The organism is Cellulomonas rhizosphaerae (assembly GCF_003470205.1).
GTDB lineage: Bacteria > Actinomycetota > Actinomycetes > Actinomycetales > Cellulomonadaceae > Cellulomonas > Cellulomonas rhizosphaerae.
On sequence record NZ_QWKP01000175.1, the window covers coordinates 1 to 21,242 of the forward strand.

The 21,242-nt window shown below is 72.5% G+C and carries 20 protein-coding genes; 10 read left to right on the forward strand and 10 right to left on the reverse strand.

Going from position 1 to position 21,242, the window contains the following annotated elements; translation table 11 throughout:
* Positions 1-467: AI-2E family transporter (locus D1825_RS07570; protein WP_118766829.1), on the reverse strand; the 467-nt coding region annotated here is incomplete at its 3' end.
* A 164-nt stretch (positions 468-631) separates the two neighbouring features.
* Here D1825_RS07570 and D1825_RS07575 point away from each other — a divergent pair.
* The gene (locus D1825_RS07575) at positions 632-2,221 is read left to right on the forward strand and encodes a hypothetical protein (protein ID WP_118766830.1); all 1,590 of its coding nucleotides are present in this window, start codon (positions 632-634) and stop codon (positions 2,219-2,221) included.
* Positions 2,222-2,289: 68 nt separating this feature from the next.
* On the opposite strand, the gene D1825_RS07580 is transcribed toward D1825_RS07575, so the two are convergent.
* Together D1825_RS07580 and glnA are read right to left on the reverse strand one after the other, a co-directional pair.
* Entirely contained in the window at positions 2,290-2,661 is a 372-nt protein-coding gene (locus D1825_RS07580; RefSeq protein ID WP_118766831.1) for an SHOCT domain-containing protein, read from the reverse strand.
* Positions 2,662-2,850: 189 nt separating this feature from the next.
* Positions 2,851-4,275, reverse strand: coding sequence for a type I glutamate--ammonia ligase (gene glnA, locus D1825_RS07585; RefSeq protein WP_118766832.1), 1,425 nt, complete (start codon positions 4,273-4,275; stop codon positions 2,851-2,853).
* Positions 4,276-4,558: 283 nt separating this feature from the next.
* Here glnA and D1825_RS07590 point away from each other — a divergent pair, with 283 nt between their 5' ends.
* A complete protein-coding gene (locus D1825_RS07590) occupies positions 4,559-5,077 on the forward strand; it encodes an RDD family protein (RefSeq protein WP_118766833.1) in 519 nt (172 codons plus the stop codon).
* A gap of 14 nt (positions 5,078-5,091) precedes the next feature.
* On the opposite strand, the gene D1825_RS07595 is transcribed toward D1825_RS07590, so the two are convergent.
* On the reverse strand, positions 5,092-5,820 hold the full coding sequence (locus D1825_RS07595) for a DUF4191 domain-containing protein (RefSeq protein ID WP_118766834.1): 729 nt from the start codon (positions 5,818-5,820) through the stop codon (positions 5,092-5,094).
* 58 nt (positions 5,821-5,878) lie between these two features.
* A complete protein-coding gene (gene lipA / locus D1825_RS07600) occupies positions 5,879-6,880 on the reverse strand; it encodes a lipoyl synthase (protein ID WP_118766835.1) in 1,002 nt (333 codons plus the stop codon).
* Positions 6,881-7,014: 134 nt separating this feature from the next.
* Here lipA and D1825_RS07605 point away from each other — a divergent pair, with 134 nt between their 5' ends.
* Positions 7,015-7,503, forward strand: coding sequence for a flavodoxin domain-containing protein (locus D1825_RS07605; protein ID WP_118766836.1), 489 nt, complete (start codon positions 7,015-7,017; stop codon positions 7,501-7,503).
* Positions 7,504-7,584: 81 nt separating this feature from the next.
* Here D1825_RS07605 and lipB read toward each other — a convergent pair whose 3' ends face one another.
* A complete protein-coding gene (gene lipB, locus D1825_RS07610; RefSeq protein ID WP_118766837.1) occupies positions 7,585-8,262 on the reverse strand; it encodes a lipoyl(octanoyl) transferase LipB in 678 nt (225 codons plus the stop codon).
* Between the two features lie 74 nt (positions 8,263-8,336).
* Between lipB and D1825_RS07615 the strand changes: the two genes are divergently transcribed.
* The 3 genes from D1825_RS07615 to D1825_RS07625 are packed head-to-tail and all read left to right on the forward strand — an operon-like array spanning position 8,337 to position 12,861.
* Positions 8,337-10,541, forward strand: a complete 2,205-nt coding sequence (locus D1825_RS07615; RefSeq protein ID WP_118766838.1) for an MMPL family transporter — start codon at positions 8,337-8,339, stop codon at positions 10,539-10,541.
* Between the two features lie 10 nt (positions 10,542-10,551).
* A complete protein-coding gene (locus D1825_RS07620) occupies positions 10,552-11,559 on the forward strand; it encodes a Gfo/Idh/MocA family protein (protein WP_407643311.1) in 1,008 nt (335 codons plus the stop codon).
* Positions 11,560-11,616: 57 nt separating this feature from the next.
* A complete protein-coding gene (locus D1825_RS07625; RefSeq protein ID WP_118766840.1) occupies positions 11,617-12,861 on the forward strand; it encodes a protein kinase family protein in 1,245 nt (414 codons plus the stop codon).
* On the opposite strand, the gene D1825_RS07630 is transcribed toward D1825_RS07625, so the two are convergent.
* The 3 genes from D1825_RS07630 to lpdA form a co-directional block, all read right to left on the reverse strand.
* Positions 12,848-13,738, reverse strand: coding sequence for a TIGR01777 family oxidoreductase (locus D1825_RS07630; protein WP_118766841.1), 891 nt, complete (start codon positions 13,736-13,738; stop codon positions 12,848-12,850). The two genes, D1825_RS07625 and D1825_RS07630, sit on opposite strands and share 14 nt — an antisense overlap.
* Positions 13,739-13,817: 79 nt before the next feature.
* Entirely contained in the window at positions 13,818-15,638 is a 1,821-nt protein-coding gene (sucB, locus tag D1825_RS07635) for a 2-oxoglutarate dehydrogenase, E2 component, dihydrolipoamide succinyltransferase (RefSeq protein WP_118766842.1), read from the reverse strand.
* A 27-nt stretch (positions 15,639-15,665) separates the two neighbouring features.
* Complete coding sequence (gene lpdA, locus D1825_RS07640; RefSeq protein ID WP_118766843.1) at positions 15,666-17,051, reverse strand: dihydrolipoyl dehydrogenase; 1,386 nt, start codon at positions 17,049-17,051, stop codon at positions 15,666-15,668.
* Positions 17,052-17,244: 193 nt separating this feature from the next.
* Between lpdA and D1825_RS07645 the strand changes: the two genes are divergently transcribed.
* Positions 17,245-17,589: an oxidoreductase gene (locus D1825_RS07645; RefSeq protein WP_118766844.1), complete on the forward strand. Its 345-nt coding sequence runs from the start codon at positions 17,245-17,247 to the stop codon at positions 17,587-17,589.
* Between the two features lie 588 nt (positions 17,590-18,177).
* Here D1825_RS07645 and D1825_RS07650 read toward each other — a convergent pair.
* Positions 18,178-19,641 carry a leucyl aminopeptidase gene (locus tag D1825_RS07650; protein ID WP_118766845.1) on the reverse strand — a complete coding sequence of 488 codons (1,464 nt, stop codon included), beginning with the start codon at positions 19,639-19,641 and terminating at the stop codon, positions 18,178-18,180.
* 59 nt (positions 19,642-19,700) lie between these two features.
* Between D1825_RS07650 and D1825_RS07655 the strand changes: the two genes are divergently transcribed.
* The 3 genes from D1825_RS07655 to pyrD form a co-directional block, all read left to right on the forward strand.
* Entirely contained in the window at positions 19,701-20,060 is a 360-nt protein-coding gene (locus D1825_RS07655; RefSeq protein WP_118766846.1) for a hypothetical protein, read from the forward strand.
* Positions 20,057-20,494, forward strand: a complete 438-nt coding sequence (locus D1825_RS07660) for a hypothetical protein (protein ID WP_118766847.1) — start codon at positions 20,057-20,059, stop codon at positions 20,492-20,494. The genes D1825_RS07655 and D1825_RS07660 overlap by 4 nt, the downstream gene beginning before the upstream one ends.
* 9 nt (positions 20,495-20,503) lie before the next feature.
* Positions 20,504-21,242 (forward strand): dihydroorotate dehydrogenase (quinone) (pyrD, locus tag D1825_RS07665; RefSeq protein ID WP_118766848.1); only part of this gene is annotated, 739 nt, incomplete at its 3' end.

Sequence of the window (21,242 nt, forward strand, 5' to 3'; positions counted from 1 at the left end):
GCGCCGACGAGCCCGGGGGCGAACTCGCGCCAGTGCGCGCCGATGCTCGCGACCGCCTCGTCGGCTGCAGGGATGTGGATGTCGAAGGACGACGCGAGCCAGGCCGCGAGGTCGTCGTAGTACTCGGGGAGCGAGGCGATCAGCTGGACGAGCTGGTCGATGAACAGGCCCCCGAACAGGACCAGGATCGCGGCGCTGCCGATGAGCGCGGTCGCCATGACGATCCCGGTGGCGCGCGTCCGACGGATGCCGTGGCGCACGAGCCACTTGATCGACGGCTCCATGGCCAGCGCGATGAACCACGCGATGACGATGATCGTGATGACGTTGGTCAGCAGGCCGAGCGAGCGCCAGATCCAGATCCCGACGATGACGGTGACGAGTGCCATGAGGAGCGCCCGCCACAGCCAGGGCGGCGGGCGGCGCTCGTCCGTGACCTCGAACGGGTCGAACTTCGGCTCGGCCATGGCGGTCCTTCGGTCGCACGGGTCGTCTAGCGCGCAACCTATCGGCCAGCGGTGCACGCCCGCGGGGAGCACGCCGAACACATCTCGGGCAAATGGTGTCGCTCGGCGCTGTGGCCTGCGAGTATCGACGTGTTCACGCAGGTCACGAGACGCAGGAGGAAGCCGTGGCACCGCCGAGGGAACGCAAGCCGAAGGTCGAGCCGGGCGACGACGCACCGGTCGAGAAGCAGCCTGACGTGGCGGACGGTGACACGCCGGACGCGGTGGTCGTCGAGGACACGGTCGACGATCTCGCCGACGCTCATCCGACCGAGGCGGACACGATCGTCCTCGACGTGCCCGTCGAGCCGGAGGCGGTCTCGACCGCGACCGTCCCGGTCGAGGCGGTGGCGCTCGCCAGTGCGCCGGACGGCGCCGACGAGGACGTCGCGGCGAGACTCGCGCGCCTCGAGGCCGAGAACGCGGCCCTGCGCAGCAAGCTCGCCGCTCCCGCGGCGGCGCGGCCGGGGGCTGGGGTCCCGCACCGGCGTCTGCGGACCTGGGCGGCCGTCGCGCTCATCGCGATCGGTGCCCTGCTCGCGCCGCTGGGCCTCGTCGCCCACTGGGCCGAGCGAACCCTGACCGACACGGACCGCTACCTCGCCACGGTCGCACCGCTCGCCGACGACCCGCAGGTGCAGAGCGCGATCATCAACCGCACCGTCACGGCCGTCATGAGCAACATCGACGTCTCGGCCGTGACCACGGAGCTGCAGGACTTCCTCGTCCAGCAGGGCGCGCCCGACCGGCTCACGGAGCGGATCCCGCTGCTCGACGCGCCGCTCACGAGCGGCGTGCAGACCCTGGTCACCAAGGTGGTCACGCGGTTCGTCGAGTCGGACGCGTTCACCTCGCTCTGGACGCAGGTCAACCGCACGGCGCAGACGCAGATCGTCGCGGTCCTGAACGGCGACCCGAACACCGTCATCCAGCTCGACGACGACGGGTACCTCAGCCTGCAGCTCGGGCCGATCATCGACATCGTCAAGTCCCAGCTCGTCGACGCCGGGCTCGGGATCGCGTCGGCGATCCCGGACGTCAACCCGACCGTTCCCGTGGCGCAGGCCGACAGCCTCGCGCAGCTGAGGACCGCCTACAACATCCTCGACACGCTCGGGGACTGGCTGCCGTGGATCGCGCTGCTCTTCCTCGCGGCGGGTGTCCTGGTCTCGACGCGCCGGATGCGGGCGACCGTGGTCGCGGCCCTGTCCCTCGTGGCCGGCATGGCGCTGCTCGCGATCGGTCTGGCCATCGGCAAGGAGGCCATCCTCGGCTCGCTCCCGGCGACGGCGTCTGGGGGCGCGGTGACGGTCATCTTCGAGACCGTCGTGCACTTCATGAAGGTCGCCCTCCGCATGGTCGCGGTCGTCGGGCTCGTCGTGGCGTTCTTCGCCTTCATCGCCGGCGGCTCCGCGGCGGCGCTCGCGACGCGCCGCTCGGCGGGCACGGGCTTCGAGACGGTCAAGTCGTGGGGGAGGGGCAGGGGCGTCGACACCGGCGGCTTCGGCATCTGGCTCGGCTCGCAGCGCGTGCTGATCCGCTGGGTGCTCATCGCGATCGGCTTCCTCGTCATCGTCGCTGCCGACACCCCCACCGCCGGGCTGGTCATCTGGACGACGATCGGCGTGGTGGTGCTCATCGGCATCGTCGAGCTGCTCAGCGCCTCGCCCGCCGTGGTGGCCGAGAGCGAGGATCCCGAGACCCGCGCGATCTGACCCGTCTCGACACGAACGGCGCCTCCCGGGAGGGGGCGCCGTTCGTCGTCCGCGGGGCGTCGATCGCATCAGGCCAGGGCACGCGCCTTGAGCGTCTCGAACTCGGACTGGTTGATGGCGCCGGCGTCGAGCATCGCCTTCGCCGACGCGATCTGCCCAGCGGGAGACGGGATCGACGGAGGCGTGGGGACGTAGCGCTCCTCGCTCACGGCCCTGCGCCCGCCGTTCCGCCGCTCGGCCATCGCTGCGCCCCGGGCGATCACGTAGACGAGCACACCGAGGTACGGAAGCACGAGCAGGACGACGATCCACGCGGCCTTGCCCCACCCGCTGGTCTCGGAGTCGCGGAACAGGTCGACCAGGACGTTGACCAGCAACAGGATGTAGGCGAAGAACAGGAACGCCCACATCAGCAGCCAGAAGTAGTCCGAGAAGCTCATCGTGACTCCGATCGTCGATCAGGCCCGCCGTCGCCGCGCGACGTGGATGACTGCGGTGCACCGGCGGACCCAGGATGGCAGACCGGCGGGCGCGGCGGGGAAGCACGACACCCCCGCCGCCACGAGGGCGACGGGGGTGTCGGCACTGCAGGTCACCGACCCCCGGGAGCAGCCGGGGGCCGGGACGTGTCACACGTCGTAGTAGAGCTCGAACTCGTGCGGGTGCGGCCGCAGACGAATCGGGTCCACCTCGGCGTTGCGCTTGTAGTCGATCCACGTCGCGATCAGGTCGGGCGTGAAGACGTTGCCCGCGGTGAGGAAGTCGTGGTCGGCCTCGAGCGAGTCGAGGACCTCGCCGAGCGAGCCCGGCACCTGCTGGATGAGGGCGTGCTCCTCGGGGGGCAGCTCGTACAGGTCCTTGTCGACCGGCTCGGGCGGCTCGATGCGGTTCTGGATGCCGTCGATGCCGGCCATCAGCATGGCCGCGAACGCCAGGTACGGGTTCGACGACGGGTCCGGCACGCGGAACTCGATGCGCTTGGCCTTCGGGTTCGAACCGGTGACCGGGATGCGGATGCACGCCGAGCGGTTGCGGGCCGAGTAGACCAGGTTGACCGGGGCCTCGTAGCCGGGAACCAGGCGGTGGTAGGAGTTCACCGTCGGGTTCGTGAACGCGAGCAGCGAGGGCGCGTGCTTGAGCAGGCCGCCGATGTACCAGCGCGCGACGTCGGACAGGCCGCCGTAGCCCTTCTCGTCGAAGAACAGCGGCTCGCCGTCCTTCCACAGGGACTGGTGCACGTGCATGCCCGAGCCGTTGTCGCCGAACAGCGGCTTCGGCATGAACGTCGCCGACTTGCCGTTGTTGTGCGCCACGTTCTTCACGACGTACTTGAAGAGCATGACCTTGTCACCGGAGATCGACAGCTTGTCGAAGCGGTAGTTGATCTCCTGCTGGCCGGCGGTGCCGACCTCGTGGTGGGCGCGCTCGACACCGAGGCCGAGGGCGTCCAGCTGCAGGCTGATCTGGTCGCGGATGTCCGCGAAGCCGTCCACGGGGGGAACGGGGAAGTAGCCACCCTTGTAAGGGATCTTGTGGCCGAGGTTGCCACCCTCCTCCTCGCGGCCCGTGTTCCAGGCTGCCTCGAAGGAGTCGATCTTGTAGAACGACTCGTTCTGCGCGGTCTTGAAGCGCACGTCGTCGAAGATGTAGAACTCTGCCTCGGGGGCGAAGAAGGCCGTGTCGGCGATGCCCGTCGACGCCAGGTACGCCTCGGCCTTGGCGGCGACCTGACGCGGGTCGCGGCTGTAGGGCTCGTCGGTGTACGGGTCGACGATGTGCATGTTGATGTTCAGCGTCTTCTCGACGCGGAACGGGTCCACGTACGCCGAGGTGACGTCCGGGATGAGCTTCATGTCCGACTCGTGGATCGCCTGGAAGCCGCGGATCGACGAGCCGTCGAACATCTGGCCCTCGGTGAAGAACGCGGCGTCCAAGGTGGGGGCCGGGACGTTGAAGTGCTGCATCGTGCCGGGCAGGTCACAGAACCGGACGTCGACGAACTTGACGTCCTCGCTCTTGATGAACGCCAGGACTTCCTCTGGCTTGCTGAACATCCGCTGCTCCTCGGTTGGGTCGTACCCGTGGGGTCGGGCACAGTGAGGCTACGAGTGGGCCGTTTCTTTGCCGTGTACCGAATGTTTCGATGGCGTTACGACGGCGAGCCCGGTGTAACGGTTGTTGACCATAGACCCTGTGCGGGCTTGCTCGGCAGGCCGTCCGGCAGACGCCGATCGCGGCGGCGGAGCCGGTGGGGTCAACCTACGGAGACGCTGTAGCGGGGGTGTTTCCGGTGCATTGCCGTCTCGCGCGTGCTTGCTGTGCGCCTACGCTTCTCGGGTGGCAGATCGGCGTGACCTCAGCTCCTGGCTCGACGGCGGCTCCTCCGAGCCCGACCCGTCGCGCGGCCCCGACGAGGCGCGCGGCGTCCGGCTCGGGCTCCCGGCGGCCGGACCCGGCTCGATGGCGCCGCTCGGGCGCCGGTTCGCGGCGCTGGCGATCGACTGGGTCGCCTGCCTGCTGATCTCCGGCTGGTTCTTCGTCTCGAGCCCGGACGCGTTCATCCTGTCGCGCGGCAACGGCCTGGCCACGCTCGGCATCTTCGCGCTGGAGAACGTGCTGCTCGTCGGCTCGATCGGGCACACCGTGGGGCACCGGCTGCTCGGCCTGCGGGTGCGTCGCGTGATCCCGTCGGCACAGGCCAAGGACCAGGAGCTGCTCGCCGTGGGCGCACCGGGATTCCTGGCCGCGCTCGCACGCACCGTCCTGCTGTGCCTCGTGATCCCCGCCGCCGTGTGGGACGGGGACGGCCGGGGCATCCAGGACCGGTTCGCGGGGACGGCGATCGTCCGCCGCTGACCCGCCGGCGGGCGTCAGCGCCCGCGCATCCCCTTGCGGTCCGGGCGCGCGCGCAGCGGGTCGACGCCCTTCGGCACGGGCATCCGCACGCCGCCGAGGGCCGTGAGGCGCTTGCTGACCTCGGCGACCTCCTGCTTGGTCAGCTTCGGCTTGAGGCGCTGCACTGCGCGGGGCAGGCTGCGCAGCGCGACCTGGCCGTCCTCGTTGCCGCTCTGGATGATCGTGATGGGAGCACCGGAGATGACGCGCGCGGTGCGCTTGCGCTCGGCCTCGAGCAGGCGGTTGACGCGGCCCGCGGGGCCCTCGCTGACCAGGACGACACCGGCGCGGCCCAGGCCGCGGAACACCATGTCCTGCGTGCGCGGGTCCACGGCGACGGGCTCCTCGCCGAACGTCCAGCCGCGGCGGATGGTGCCGAGCGCGGCGCGCGAGGCGCCGGGCTGGCCCTCGATGTTCGCGTAGGCGGAGCTCTCCGCGCGGCGGGCGAGCAGGAACATCGCGCCGAGCACCGCGAAGGGGATGCTCAGCAGCGTCATGTAGATCGTGTGGCCGATGAGCAGGCCGACGAGCACGCCGAGCGCGATGATGCCGACGAACGTGCCGAGCACGATCCAGGTGACCGCAGGGTCGTTCTTGCGGGTCATCTGGTACGCCTGCCAGATCTGGGTGTACCAGCGAGGCTTCTTCACCTTCGCGGGCGTGGATCCGGCGGGCGCAGCAGAGGCGGATGAGTCACGGGCCATGGGTCGGGAGTCTACCGAGCGCAGGAGCGTCGGTGGACCGCGTCCGCTGAGGGCGGACTCAGCGAGCGAGCAGGCTCGCCGCCTCCTGGCGGGCGGTGGTCGGCTCGCCGAGGTGCGCGAGCGCCTCGGGGATCGGCAGGCCGCGGCGACGCATCGCCTGGCCCCACAGGCGGCCGGCACGGTACGACGAGCGCACCAGCGGACCGCTCATCACGCCGAGGAACCCCAACCGCGTGGCCTCGTCGGACAGCGCGACGAACTCCTCGGGCCGCACCCAGCGGTCCACGGGGTGGTGGCGCAGCGAGGGGCGCAGGTACTGCGTGATCGTGATGAGGTCGCAGCCCGCCTCGTGCAGCTGCTCGAGGGCCTCGACGATCTCCTCGGTGGTCTCGCCCATGCCGAGGATGAGGTTCGACTTGGTGACCAGGCCGGCCTGGCGGGCACGGGTGATGACCGACAGCGAGCGGTCGTAGCGGAAGCCGGGGCGGATCTGCTTGAAGATGCGCGGCACGGTCTCGAGGTTGTGGGCGAGCACCTCGGGGCGCGAGGAGAAGATCTCGTCGAGCAGCTCGGGCACCGCGTTGAAGTCGGGGATGAGCAGCTCGACGCCGGTGCCGGGGTTGACCGCGTGGATCTGGCGCACGGTCTCGGCGTAGAGCCATGCGCCGCCGTCGGCCAGGTCGTCGCGCGCGACGCCCGTGACGGTCGAGTACTTCAGGCCCATCGCCTGGACGGAGGCAGCCACGCGGCGCGGCTCGTCGGCGTCGAAGTCCGCGGGCTTGCCCGTGTCGATCTGGCAGAAGTCGCACCGCCGGGTGCACTGGTCACCGCCGATGAGGAACGTCGCCTCGCGGTCCTCCCAGCACTCGAAGATGTTGGGGCAGCCGGCTTCCTCGCACACCGTGTTCAGGCTCTCGCGCTTCACGAGGCTCTTGAGCTCGGTGTACTCGGGGCCCATCGTGGCGCGGGTGCGGATCCACTCGGGCTTCTTCTCGATGGGCGTGGCGGAGTTGCGGGCCTCGACGCGGAGCATCCGGCGCCCCTCGGGTGCGGTGGTCACCTCGTCACCCTAACCGCCGGTGCGGGAAATACCGCTGCGGTGCGCGTCACACCGACCGGGACCTGGGTCCCGGGTCCCGGGTCGCGAGTGGGACGAAGGTGGCAGCAGGGGGACGAACACCGGAGGAGCCCGACATGCATGTGCTCGTGAGTGTGGCGTCGCGTCACGGCGCGACCGCCGAGATCGGCGAGGCGATCGCGCTCGAGCTGGCGCGGGCCGGCCACTTCGTGGACGTCATCCCACCCGAGGAGGTGGACCGCGTGACGAGGTTCGACGCGGTCGTGCTCGGCTCGGCGGTCTACGTCGGGCGCCTCGCGGTCTCGCTGCGGGCGCTGGTCCAGCGGCAGGCCGGGGAGCTGCGCGAGCGGCCCGTGTGGCTGTTCTGGTCGGGTCCGGTCGGCGACCCGCCCATGCCGGTCACGCCGCCCGACGACGTCGGCGCGATCGCGAGCGCCGTCGCGGCGCGCGAGGCCCGCTGCTTCGTCGGGAGCCTGGACCGTGCGGGCCTCGGGCTGAACGAGCGCGCGCTCGTCGCGCTCACCCACGCCGAGGACGGCGACTTCCGCGACTTCGACGACGTGCGGGCCTGGGCCGCCACCGTCGCGGAGGGGTTGGCCGCCTGACGGCTCACGAACGCGTGGCGGTCCCGGGTACGGCGACGAGGGCGGTTCCGGGCCCGTCACGCTCACCCGTCGGTCGCGTCGTCACGAGACGACGACCGGCGCGAAGGACGCGAGCACCGGACGCAGCGTCGCGTCCAGGTGCCCGCGGACCAGCGGGGTCATCTCGGCGATGGTGACGCGCCGGCCGGTCTCGACCGACAACGACGTCACGTCGGCGTCCGGGATGCCGCACGGCACGATCCGCGAGAAGGCGTCGAGGTCCGGCTCGCAGTTGAGCGCGAAGCCGTGCATGGTCACGCCCCGGCTGACCCGCACCCCGATCGCGGCGACCTTGCGCTCGCGCCGCGCGACGCCGTCGACGACGTCCGCCGCGAACCAGACGCCGCTGCGGCCCTCGACGCGGATCGCGGACAGGCCCAGGTCGGCGCACGTGCGGATGAGCGCCTCCTCGAGCGCGCGCACGTACCGCACGACGTCGATCGGCTGGGCGAGCCGGACGATCGGGTAGCCGACGAGCTGGCCCGGCCCGTGCCACGTGATCTTGCCGCCGCGGTCGACGTCGATCACCGGCGTCCCGTCGACGGGCCGGTCCCACGAGGCCGTGCGGCGGCCCGCGGTGTAGACGTCCTCGTGCTCGCACAGCAGGACCGTGTCGGGCGCCTCGCCCGCGACCACCGCGGCGTGCACGTCGCGCTGCATCTGCCAGGTGGGCTCGTAGGGAAGGAGGCGTGTGCCGAGGTCCAGCTCGTCGAACCGCATGCCCGTCAGGCTACTTCGCCCGGTGGCGGGCGCGTACGCGAGCGGATCACCCCGACGTCGTTCAGGATGCTGCCATGCCCTCCACCCGCCGTTCCGTGATCGTCCGCGCCCTCGCGCTCGTCCTCGTGCTGGCCGCCTGGCTCGCGATCGGGTCGGTCGGCGGGATGGCGCAGGGCAAGCTCTCCCAGGTCCAGACGAACGACGCCGGGGCGTTCCTGCCGTCGTCGGCCGAGTCGACCCGCGCCGCTGAGGCCAGCCGCGCGTTCGTCGAGACCCCGACGCTGCCCGCGCTCATCGTGCTCGCGCCCGCCGACGACTCGGCCGTGACCGAGGCGCAGACCGCGGCAGTGACGCAGTTCGCGCAGGCGGTGCCCGACCGCGCGGCCCCGGGTGGCGGCACGTGGTCGCAGTACCTGGTCGGCGAGGTCGCCGTGGTGCCGTCCGAGGACGGGCAGGCGCTGCTGGTCGCGTACTCGCTCGACGCGGATGCGGCTGAGACGCTGCTGCCCGACGAGGAGTCGGTCACCGAGGCCTTCGTCGCCGACCTGCGCGCCGGCCTCGCCGACGAGCTCGGCGCCACGGCCACCACCGCGGGCGAGCTCGGCCTGAACGCCTGGGTCACCGGCCCGGCAGGATTCGTCGCCGACCTCGTGACGGCGTTCGCCGGCATCGACGGCGTGCTCCTGCTCGTCGCGCTCGGTGCGGTGTTCCTCATCCTCGTGCTGGTCTACCGCTCGCCCCTGCTGCCGGTCGCGGTGCTGCTCACGGCCGTGTTCGCGCTGTCGCTGGCCGGGCTCGTCGTCTACCACCTCGCCGACGCCGGGACCATCAAGCTCAACGGCCAGGCGCAGGGCATCCTGTCGATCCTCGTGGTCGGTGCGTCGGTCGACTACGCGCTGCTCCTCGTCGCGAGGTACCGCGAGGAGCTGCGCGAGGTCGAGGACCCGTTCGCGGCCATGAAGCGCGCGTGGCGCGCCTGTCTCGAGCCCATCGCGGCCAGCGCGGGGACGGTCATCGCCGGCGTGCTGTGCCTGCTGCTGTCGGACCTCGGCTCGAACCGGAGCCTCGGGCCTGTCGCGGCGATCGGCATCGCCTCGGCGCTGCTCGGCGCGCTCACGCTGCTGCCCGCGCTGCTGCTCGTGGCCGGCAAGCGCTCGCGCGTCTTCTTCTGGCCCAGGACGCCGCGTCCGGTCGAGGGCGGCGTCGAGCACCCGGACCCCGCCGAGGGGACCGGTGTCTGGGCCCGCCTCGCTCGCTTCGTCGGCGCGCACGCTCGCGTGGTCTGGATCGCCACCGCGGTGCTGCTGGCCATCGGTGCGGCCTTCGTCCCGACCCTCAACGCGTCCGGCACGAGCCAGGCGGACGTGTTCCGCACCGACGTCGACGCGGTCGCGGGTGAGGAGGTCCTCTCGGCCCACTTCCCGGCCGGCTCGGTGCAGCCGGCCATCGTCATCGTCGCGCAGGACCAGGCCGACGAGGTCACCGCGGCGGCCCAGGCGGTCGACGGCGTCGCGTCGGTCGCGCCGTACACGGGGTCGGCCACGGGCGCGCCCGGCGCTGCCGACGCGGAGCCGAAGGTCGTCGACGGCAAGGTGCGCCTGGACGTGGCGACCACCGCGGTCTCCGACTCGCAGGAGGCTGTGCGGACCGTCGAGGCGCTGCGCACGGCGGTGCACGAGGTCGCACCCGGCGCGCTCGTCGGCGGCACGGCGGCGGAGTCGCTCGACACCCAGGCGGCCGGTGAGCACGACATCCGCGTCATCGTGCCCGTCGTCCTGCTCGTGATCGGCCTGATCCTCATGCTCCTGCTGCGCTCCGTCGTCGCGGCGCTCCTGCTGCTCGTCGCGAACGTGCTGTCGTTCGCGGCGGCCCTCGGTGTGTCGGCGGTGGTGTTCAACCACGTGCTCGACTACCCGGGCGCGGACCCGACGGTGCCGCTGTTCTCGTTCGTCTTCCTCGTCGCCCTGGGTGTCGACTACTCGATCTTCCTCATGACGAGGGTGCGGGAGGAATCGGTGGTCTCCGGGACGCGCGTGGGCGTGGTGCGGGCGCTCACCGTCACCGGCGGAGTCATCACGTCGGCGGGGATCGTGCTCGCGACGACGTTCGCGGCGCTCGGGATCATCCCGCTGCTGTTCCTGGCCCAGATCGCGTTCATCGTGGCGTTCGGCGTGCTGCTCGACACGCTCGTCGTGCGCAGCCTGCTCGTGCCCGCGCTGGTGCACGACCTCGACCGCCGTACGTGGTGGCCCAGCGCGCTCGGCCGGGCGCGCTCCTAGAGTGGTCGCCATGCGCATCGGACTGGTCGGGTACGGGGGAGCGGGGCGCGGGATCCACGCGCGGCTGGCGCGAGCGGCGGGCCAGCAGGTGACCCACGTGGTCACCGGCCGGCGCGCCGAGCAGGTGGAGCAGGACTGGCCGGGAGCGGTCGTCGTCCCCGACGTCGACGCGCTGCTCGGGCACGTCGACGAGCTCGACCTCGTCGTCGTCGCGAGCCCGAGCGGGGACCACGCGGCCCACGCCCTCGCGGCGCTGGCGGCCGGCGCGCACGTGCTCGTCGACAAGCCGCTCGCGACGCGCACGGCCGACGCCCAGCGCCTGGTGGACGCCGCCGACGGCCGCCTCACCGTGTTCCAGAACCGCCGGTGGGACCCCGAGCAGCTCGCGCTGCGGGCCCTGCTCGACTCCGGCGAGCTGGGCCGCGTGCACCGGTTCGAGCGGCGCTGGGAGAGGTACCGGCCGCAGCCGCAGGACCGCTGGAAGGAGAACGACGTCGAGGCCGGCGGGCTCCTGCTCGACCTCGGCGCGCACCTGGTCGACTCCGCGGTGCAGCTGTTCGGTCCGGTCCGGTCGGTGTACGCCGAGCTGCAGGCGCTGACGACGCCGGCGGTCGACGACGTCTTCCTCGCCGTCACGCACGACGGCGGCGTGATCAGCCACCTGCAGGCCGGGGGACTGACCGGCGCGCCCGGCCCCCGGACCCGCGTCCTGGGCGCGGGCGGCGCGTACCTCGTGACGAGCTACGAGGGCGAGCCGACGCCGTTCGCCGCGCTCGACGACGCGTACGAGGAGAGCCGGCGCCCCGGCGAGCCGGAGCACGAGGGCTGGCTGGTCCGCGGCGCCGAGCGCACCCCCGTGCCGCGGCCGTCCGGTGGACACCACGACATCTACCCGGCGCTCGCGCGCTGGGTCGCGGGCGGGGACCTGCCCGTCGACCCGGCGGACGCGGTGGCGACGGCGCGCGTGCTCGACGCGGCACGCGTCTCCGCCGACGGGGGGCGCGTCGTCACCCTCTGACGCGGGCCCTGTGGACAACGGCCGACGCCCCTCGTCGACCGCGGCTTCGATGGGGGTATGGACCCCTACCTGGTTCCGGAGGACGTCGCCACGGCGCTGTCCTCCCTCGGCTTCCTGGCCGTCGCGCCCGCCGGTCCGGAGGGTGGCGGGTGGCTCGCGGTCGCCCAGGACGACGGGGCGCGCTACGTCGAGCTGCACGTGCTGCCCGCAGTGCTCGACGACGAGCTCGCGCGAAGGCTCGACCTGCTGCGTGCGGTCCGGCACCCGCACCTGAGCCAGCTGCTGGACGCCTCCCAGATCGCACCGGGCCGCATCGCGCTCCTGGTCGAGCACGTCCCCGGCCTGACGGTCGCCGAGATCCGGGCCGCGCGCGTGGCGCTGACCGACGGCGAGGGCGTCACGCTCGCCGTGCCCGTCCTGCAGGCGCTGGCGGCGCTGCACGACGCCGGCCTCGTGCACGGGCCGGTCACGGCGTCGGCCGTGGTGGTGCGGCCCGACGGGCGTCCGGTGCTGACCGACCTGCGCGGCGCGGTGCTCGGGAGCGGGTCGGTGGACGGGGACGTCCGGCGGTGGCTGTCCACCCTGGTCGCGCTGCTGCCTGTCGCCGAGCTGGACCGCCTCGTCGTGCCACCCGGCGGCCGCACGCTGCGGCAGCTCCTGGAGGAGGCCCTCCGGGCGGACGTCGAGGTGGACGCGCTGATCGGCTCGTGCTTCGCGGTCGCCGAGCCCGAGGCGCTGCACCTGCCGGACGCGGGAGCGCTCGCCGGTGCGGACCTCGTGCGGTCGGCCGGTCGCCGCGCGCTGCCGACCCGTGCCGCGCCGCGCCCTGCCCGGGGCCCGCGGACCTGGGCGATCGCTGCCGCTGCAGCCCTGGTCCTGGCGGTCGGCGGCTGGGGCGTCTCGCACCGGACCGCGGGTGCCGTGGAGCGACCCGATCCCGTCGCGGCGGCCGTCGCGCTGAGCCACGCGCGGGGGGAGGTGATCGCCGCAGGGGTCCCAGAGGCGCTGGACGACGTCGAGGTGCCGGGCGGACCCGCTCACCGTGCGGACGTCGACCTGCTCGCGTCGCTGCGCGGCCGCAGCGTCGAGGGCCTCGACATCGAGGTCCGGTCCGCGGCGCCGGCCGGCACGTCCGGGTCGGACGTCGCGCGCGTCGAGCTCCGCTCGGCCGTGACCTCGCACGTGGTCGTCGGTGCCGACGGGACGCGCACCCGGGTCGAGGCGAGCCCGGAGAGCGCGGTCGTGCTCGAGCTGCGCTGGACCGACGAGGGCTGGCGCGTGTGGGAGGTCAGCCCTTCGTGACGACCCAGCGTGCGGCCTCGTCCAGGTCGGGGTGGGCCGGCACGAAGCCCGAGGCGTCCAGCGCCTTCGGCACCGCGCGGATCGAGCCCAGCACCTCCGACGAGAAGTCGCCGAGCGCGAGCTTGAGGGCGAACGCGGGGACGGGCACAGCGGCGGGCCGGTGCATCGCGCGGGCGAGCGCCTGGACGACCTCGACGTTGCGACGCGGCTCCGTCACGAGGTTCACCGGACCGCGCACGTCTGCCGTCAGGAGGTGCTCCATGGCGCGGACCTCGTCGAGAAGGCTGATCCAGGGCCAGAACTGCTGACCCGAGCCCAGACGACCGCCCAGGCCGACCTTGAGGATCGGCAGCAGACGTCCCAGGGCGCCACCGCCCGGGCCGAGCACGATCCCGGTGCGCAGGTGCACCACGCGCACGCCCGCGGCCTCGGCGGTCGCCGTCGCGGCCTCCCACTGCTGCACGACGTGCGCGAAGAAGGTGTCGCCCAGCGGCTCGCTCTCGTCGAGCACGTCCTCGCCGCGCGACCCGTAGGCGCCGATCCCGGAGGCCTGCAGCCAGATCCGCGGTCCGCTGGGGTGGTCGGCCAGGCGCTCGGCGATCAGGCGGGTGCTGCGCAGCCGGGAGGAGAGGACCAGGCGCTTGCGTGCCGCCGTGAGGGGCCGCGAGCCGGGGTTGACTCCCGCGAGGTTGATCACCGCGTCGACCCCGTCGAGCGCGCGCGGGTCGAGCACGCCGGCGTCGGGGTCCCAGGAGATCTCGTCGTGCATGCGTGGGTGCCTGCGCACGAGCGTGAGGACCTCGTGCCCGCTCTCGCGCAGCAGGGGCAGCAGGGCGCTGCCGATGAATCCGCTCGAACCGCCGACGACCACTCTCATCTGGCCACCCTACGGTCGCCGGACGCACGACGCCCCCGGGCCGACGAGCGGTCCGGGGGCGTCCGTGCTGGTGAGGAGGTCAGAGGCCGACTTCGGCCTCGAACGCACCTTCCTCGAGGCGTGCCTTGAGGGCCGACAGGTAGCGCGACGCGTCAGCGCCGTCCACGAGCCGGTGGTCGTACGAGAGCGACAGGTAGCACATCGAGCGGATCGCGATGACCTCGCCGCCGTCACCGTCGGTGATCACGACGGGGCGCTTGACGATCGCGCCCGTGCCGAGGATCGCCGAGGTGCCACCAGGCACGATGGGCGTGTCGATGATCGCGCCGCCCGAGCCGGTGTTCGTCACCGTGAAGGTGGCGCCGCTCAGCTCGTCGGGCGTGACCTTGTTGTCCCGCGTTCGGCCCGCGAGGTCGACGATCTTGCGGGAGATGCCGGCCAGGTTCAGGTCGCCTGCGTCGCGGATCACCGGCACGAGCAGACCGCGCTCGGTGTCGACCGCGATGCCGACGTTCTCCTGGCCGTGGTACGTGATCTGGTTGCCCTCGAGGACGCCGTTGATCTTCGGGAAAGCCTTGAGGCCCTCGATCGCGGCGAGCACGAAGAACGGCAGGAACGTGAGGTTGACGCCCTCGCGAGCCTTGAAGTCCGTCTTGGCACGGGCGCGCAGGCGGGCGATCTTGGTGACGTCCACCTCGACCACGGTGGTCAGCTGTGCCTGCGAGTGCAGGGCGTCGACCATGCGCTCGGCGATGATCTGGCGCAGTCGGCTGGCCTTCTCGGTGGTGCCGCGCAGCGGCGAGACCGACGGGACGGCGGCGGGCTTGGCGGCTGCCGGAGCGGCCGCTGCCGGCTTGGCAGCCTCCGCCTTGGCGGCCTCGGCCTTGGCTGCCGCCTCGAGGACGTCCTCCTTGCGGATACGACCGCCGACGCCCGAGCCGGTGAGGCTCGCGACGTCCACGCCCTTGTCGGCCGCGAGCTTGCGGACGAGCGGCGTCAGGTAGGAGCCGGAGGCCGCGGGCGCAGGTGCCGGGGTGGCGGCGACCGGGGCCGGGGTCGGCGTGGCCGGCACGGGGGCCGGAGCAGCCTTGGCCGACTCCTGCTCCGCGGACGGCTCGGGCGCCGACTGGGGCTCGGGCTTCGACTCGGCGACAGGCTCGGGCTTCGACTCGGGCTCGGGCTTCGACTCGGGCTCTGCGTCAGCGGCGGGAGCCTCGGACTTCGCGGCCGGGGCGGAGCCCGACCCGATGACGGCCAGGGCGGCGCCGACCTCGACGGTCTCGTCCTCCTGGACCAGGATCTGCTGCAGCGTGCCGGCGAACGGCGACGGGATCTCGGTGTCGACCTTGTCGGTGGAGATCTCGAGCAGGGGCTCGTCGACCTCGACCGAGTCGCCGACGGCCTTGAGCCAGCGCGTGACCGTGCCCTCGGTGACGGACTCGCCCAGGGCGGGGAGCACGACGTTCTCGCCGACGCCCGCGCCCTCGTCCGAGGCGGCTGCCGGGGCGGCCTCCTCGTGCTGCTCGGGCGCCTGCTCGGCGGGTGCCTCCTCGGCGGCGGGCTCCTCGGCGGGAGCCTCCTGCGCGGGAGCCTCGTCGGCCGGGGCCTCCTCCTGCGCCTCCGGCTCGGCCGCGGGGGCCTCGTCGGCGGAGCTCGAGCCCTCGCCCGAACCGATCACGGCCAGGGTGGCGCCGACCTCGACGGTCTCGTCCTCCTGGACCAGGATCTGCTCGAGCACGCCGGCGAACGGCGAGGGGATCTCGGTGTCGACCTTGTCGGTGGAGATCTCGAGCAGGGGCTCGTCGACCTCGACCGTGTCACCCACGTTCTTCAGCCAGCGGGTGACGGTGCCCTCGGTGACGGACTCACCGAGTGCGGGAAGCTGCACGTTGTCGGACATGACCGCGTCGTCTCCTTTGATCCTGGGTCAGTTGTGGGCGTGCAGCGGCTTGCCGGCGAGCGCGAGGTGCGCCTCCCCGAGAGCCTCGTTCTGCGTGGGGTGTGCGTGCACGAGCGCGGCGACGTCCTCGGGGTAGGCCTCCCAGTTCACGATGAGCTGGCCCTCCCCGATGAGCTCGCCGACGCGCGCGCCGATCATGTGGACGCCGACGACGGGGCCGTCCTTCTGGCGCACGAGCTTGATGAAGCCCTGCGTGCCCAGGATCTTGGACTTGCCGTTGCCGCCGAGGTTGTACTCGAGCGTCTCGACGCCGTCCTCGCCGTGGACCTCCTTGGCGCGCGCCTCCGTGAGGCCGACCGAGGCGACCTCGGGCTCGGAGTACGTGACGCGGGGGATGCCCGACTCGACGATCGGGGCCGGGTTGAGGCCCGCGATCTGCTCGGCGACGAAGATGCCCTGCGCGAAGCCACGGTGCGCGAGCTGCAGGCCGGGGACGATGTCGCCGACGGCCCAGATGTTGCCCACGCCCGTGTGCAGCTTCTCGTCGGTGATGACGAAGCCGCGGTCGAGCGTGACGCCCTGCTCCTCGTAGCCGATCCCGTTCGTGCTCGGGCCACGGCCCACGGCGACGAGCAGGAGGTCGGCGTCGAACGTCTTGCCGTCCTCGAGCGTGACGTGCACGCCGTTGTCGTCCTGCGTGACGCCCGAGAACCGGACGCCGAGGTTGAACTTGATGCCGCGCTTGCGGAACGCGCGCTCGAACGCCTTGGACAGCGCCTCGTCCTCGTTGGGGACCAGGTGGGGGAGCGCCTCAATGATCGTGACGTCCGCGCCGAAGGACTTCCACACGCTCGCGAACTCGGAGCCGATGACGCCGCCGCCGAGGATGATCGCCGACTGGGGGACCCAGTCGAGCTGCAGCGCCTGGTCCGAGGTGATGACGCGGCCGCCGATGTCCAGGCCGGGCAGCGAGCGGGCGTACGAGCCGGTCGCCAGGATGATGTGCTCACCCGTGTACGTCTGGCCGTTCACCTCCACCGCGTTCTGGCCGACGAGCTTGCCGTAGCCCTCGATCACGGTGATCTTGCGGGACTTGATCAGCCCCTGCAGACCCTTGTACAGGCCGCCGATGACGGTGTCCTTGTACTGGTTGACGCCGGCCATGTCGATGCGCTCGAGCGTGGTGTGCACACCGAAGTGCTCACCCTCGCGGGCGTTGTCGGCCAGCTCTGCCGCGTGCAGCAGGGCCTTGGTGGGGATGCAGCCGCTGTGCAGGCAGGTCCCTCCCACCTTGTCGGCCTCGATCAGGGCGACGTTCTTCCCGAGCTGGGCAGCGCGCAGCGCAGCGGCATAGCCGCCGCTCCCCGCTCCCAGGACGACGATGTCGAAAGCGGTGCCGTTGGTGTCGGCCACGTGCAGGCTCCTCGTGCGCAGGCGAACAGACGTGTGGTCTGGAGTTCGCCAACCATCTTGTCATCACAGCGTGCTCGCAACGAACCGGACCGCGTCTCGGGATGTGTGACTCTCGGAACAGTCGTCCCATGACTGTCATCCGCACGGCCGACTCCCGCCGGAATCCCAGCTTGTCCGGCTAATCTCGGTGCGCATGGGCCTGTTCTCCCGCCGCCGCTCGACGCCGGCCGCCGACCCCGCCGTGAGCGACAAGGCGGCGCGCGACGCGACGCTCGCGCACCTGACCGACTTCGTGCGGACGCGCGTGGGGGTCGAGGCCTACATCGAACCCGTCACGAACGTCACGCAGACGACCGTCATGCTCGTCGCGACGGACGGGGAGTGGACGCGCCGGCGCGTGCCCGACGGCCGCACCGCGGCTCAGCTCGCCGAGAAGCTCGGCATCCCCGCGTACGACGTGCAGCGCACGGGCTACCCCCAGCGCGTCCGCGACTACAACGCGCGCCAGAAGATCGAGCGCCGCCGCAACATCGTCTGACCCCCGCGGGCGGTGCCCTCCGCGCGCTGGCGCACTCCCGCGTGACCGCCCGGCTCCGCACCACCTCGTGCCCCGCCCGGCACCCCGCCGTCAGCCGCGTGGTTGCAGGGTTGGTTGAACGACACGCCCTGCGCCGCGCGCTTCGCGCACGGCGTGTCATGCAACCAGGGCTGCAGCGACCGGGATCGCCGCGGTGGCCTCGCGGCGTTCGATCCGCAGCGGGGGCGCGTCGGTGTGCGACACGCCGCATCTTGCACGGCGTGCCGCACACCCACGCGCACGCCAGCACGCACCGCGTAGAGGGCTCGCGCACAGATCACGTGGGTTCGGGCTCGCCAGCGCACGACGTGGCGGGATCGGGTTCGCGTGCTCGCCCAAGTGGCGGGATCGGTTCGCGTACTCACCCGCGTGGTGGCTCGGGCTCCTGCGGCGCCGTGGTTGCAGGGGTGGTTGAACGGCACGCCGTGCGCAGCAGGCTTCGCGCACGGCGTGTCGTGCAACCAGGGCTGCAGCGATCAGGAGCTCGCACCGGCGCGCTGGTGACGCGGGGCGGGGCAAGCGGTCAGCGGGTGGCCGGGGACCCGAGGGTCAGCGGGTGGCGCGGGACTCGATGAAGCCCAGCAGGGTGCGGACGCCGACGCCCGTGCCGCCCACGGGCGTGTACCCGTGCGCCGACTTCTCGTTGAACGACGGCCCGGCGATGTCGAGGTGCGCCCACGGCGTCGAACCCACGAACTCGCGCAGGAACACGCCGGCCGTGAGCATCCCGCCGAAGCGGTCGCCGATGTTGGCGAGGTCGGCGACCTTCGACTTCAGGCCACCGAGCAGCTCCGCGGGCAGCGGCATCGGCCAGAACTGCTCACCCGTCACGCCCGCGGCGTCGACGATCTCGGCGCGCACGTCGTCGGAGCCCATCACCGCGGAGACGCGGTAGCCGAGCGCGACCATCTGCGCGCCGGTGAGCGTCGCGATGTCGAGGACGACGTCGGGCTTCTCCTCGACGGCCGCGACGAGGCCGTCGGCCATGACCAGGCGGCCCTCGGCGTCGGTGTTGAGCACCTCGACGGTCTTGCCGCCGCGGATCGTGATCACGTCCGACGGGCGCTGGGCGGTCCCGGACGGCATGTTCTCGGCGAGGCAGAGCCAGCCCGTCACCGCGACGGGCAGCTCGAGCCGCGCGGCCGCGATGACGGTGTGCAGGACGGCGGCGGCGCCGGCCATGTCGGACTTCATCGCCTCCATGCCTGCGGCGGGCTTGATGCTGATGCCGCCCGAGTCGAAGGTGATGCCCTTGCCGACGAGCGCGATCGACGCGGTCGGGCGCGAGGGGGAGTAGGACACCTTGACGAGGCGGGGGCCGCGGACCGAGCCCTGGCCGACGCCGACGAGGCCGCCGTAGCCGCCGGAGGCGAGCGCCTTCTCGTCGAGCACCGAGACCTTGACGCCCTTGGCCTCCTTCGCGGCGGCCTTTGCCAGGTCCGCGAAGGCAGCCGGGTACAGGTCGTTGGGGGCCGCGTTGACCAGGTCGCGCGTCGCGTGCACGGCGGCGGCGACCACCTCGGCGCGGGCCAGCGCCTCCTTGGCGGCGCGGTCGCGCACGCGGTCGGTCACCAGCTCGAGGGTCGTGACGGCGGCGGGGGCCTCGCGGTAGCGCGTGAACGAGTAGGCACCGAGCAGCGCGCCCTCGGCGACGGCGGCCACCTCGGTCGCGTCGGACGCGGGCAGCGCGAGGGCGACGGACGTCGAGCCGGCGAGCTCGCGCGTGGCGGCACCGGCGGCGCGACGCAGCACCTCGGCGTCGACGGCGGCGACGGGACCGACGCCCGTGACCACCAGGACGGCGGCAGACAGGCCGAGCCCGGGCACGCGGCGGACCTCGTCGGCCGCGCCCGTGATGCCCAGCGCCTTCGCGTCGCGGCTGATCAGGGTGGCGAGCTCGGCGGGGAGCCGGTCGGCGGCCAGCGGCACGACGGTGTCGCCGGACTGGGCGACCGCGACCACCACGGCGTCGACGGACAGGCGGGCAGGGTTCTTCGACGTCAGCGAGATCACGCGTCGATGGTAGTCCGGACGTCCCGGTGCCTCGCGCGCCGCCGGTAGGTTGGGGCCTCGTGATCGTGCCCGTCGCGCTGCTCGTCGGCGTCCTGTGCCTCGCGCTCGCCGGTTGGGCGACGTGGTTCGTCGTCGTCGACCGTGCGGTGATCCTTCGCCAGCTGTGGGGCGGGGCGGTGATCGAGGCCGCGCTGGTGATCCAGGCGGTCGTGGCCGGCGTCGTGCTGCTGGTCGGCGACCACGACGTGGATGCCGCGCTGTTCTGGGGCTACGTCATCACGCAGCTCATCGTCCTGCCCATCGCCGCGGCGTGGGCGTTCGCCGAGCGGACCCGATGGAGCTCGGTCGTGCTGCTCGTCGCGGCGCTGACCGTCGGCTTCCTCGAGTTCCGGCTCTTGCAGATCTGGGAGACCTTGTGACAAGCCTCCGGGCCACGACCCGACCCACCGGCAGCGGCCCCGGCCGCCTGCTCGTCGCGATCTACGGCATCCTCGCGCTGGCCGCCACGGCCCGCGGCATCTACCAGGTCGCGATCAAGCTCTCCGAGGCGCCGCTCGCGTACCTGCTCTCGCTGCTCGCGGGCCTGGTCTACTGCGTCGCCACGTACGCGCTCGCGACCAACCGCCGCTCGATCGCGTGGCCCGCGGTCCTCGTCGAGCTCGTCGGGGTCCTGACGGTCGGCACGCTCTCGGTCGTCGACGTGGGGGACTTCCCCGACGAGACGGTGTGGTCCGGCTTTGGTGCGGGCTACGGCTACATCCCGCTCGTGCTGCCGTTCCTCGGCATCTGGTGGCTCTGGTCGACGGCCGTGCGCGCGCGGACACGACGGCAGACGGCGGCCCCGCGCCCGTAGGGTGAATCCGTGTACCGCCTCCTGTTCGACCTCGTCTTCCGCCGCATGGACCCCGAGCGCGCCCACGAGGTCGCCTTCGGCCTGATCCGCGGCGTCGGCCGGACGCCCGTGCTCCGCGACGTCATCGCGGGCACCCTGGCGCCCCCCGCCCCGGGCGGGGTGCGCGTGCTGGGACGCGGCTTCCCGTCGCGGTTCGGCGTCGCCGCCGGGTTCGACAAGGACGCCCGCGGCGTCGAGGGCCTGACGATGCTCGGCTTCGGGTTCGTCGAGGTCGGCACCGTCACGGCGCACGGGCAGCCGGGCAACGAGCAGCCCCGCCTGTGGCGCGTGCTCGACCAGCGCGCGCTGCGCAACCGCATGGGCTTCAACAACGAGGGCTCCGCCGCGGTCGCGGAGCGCCTGCGGCACCTGCGGTCGACGAAGCGCGGCCGTCGCCTGGTGATCGGCGTGAACATCGGCAAGACGAAGGTCACGCCCGCGGAGCAGGCGCCCGACGACTACGCGACCAGCGCCGCCCGCCTCGCGCCGTTTGCCGACTACCTGGTCGTGAACGTGTCCTCGCCCAACACCCCGGGCCTGCGGGACCTGCAGTCGGTCGAGGCCCTGCGCCCGATCCTGCAGGCCACGCGCGTCGCGGCCGACGAGGCCACCACGGTCGCCGGTCGTCGCCCGGTGCCGCTGCTCGTCAAGATCGCCCCGGACCTGTCCGACGAGGACGTCGACGCGGTCGCCGAGCTCGCGGCCGAGC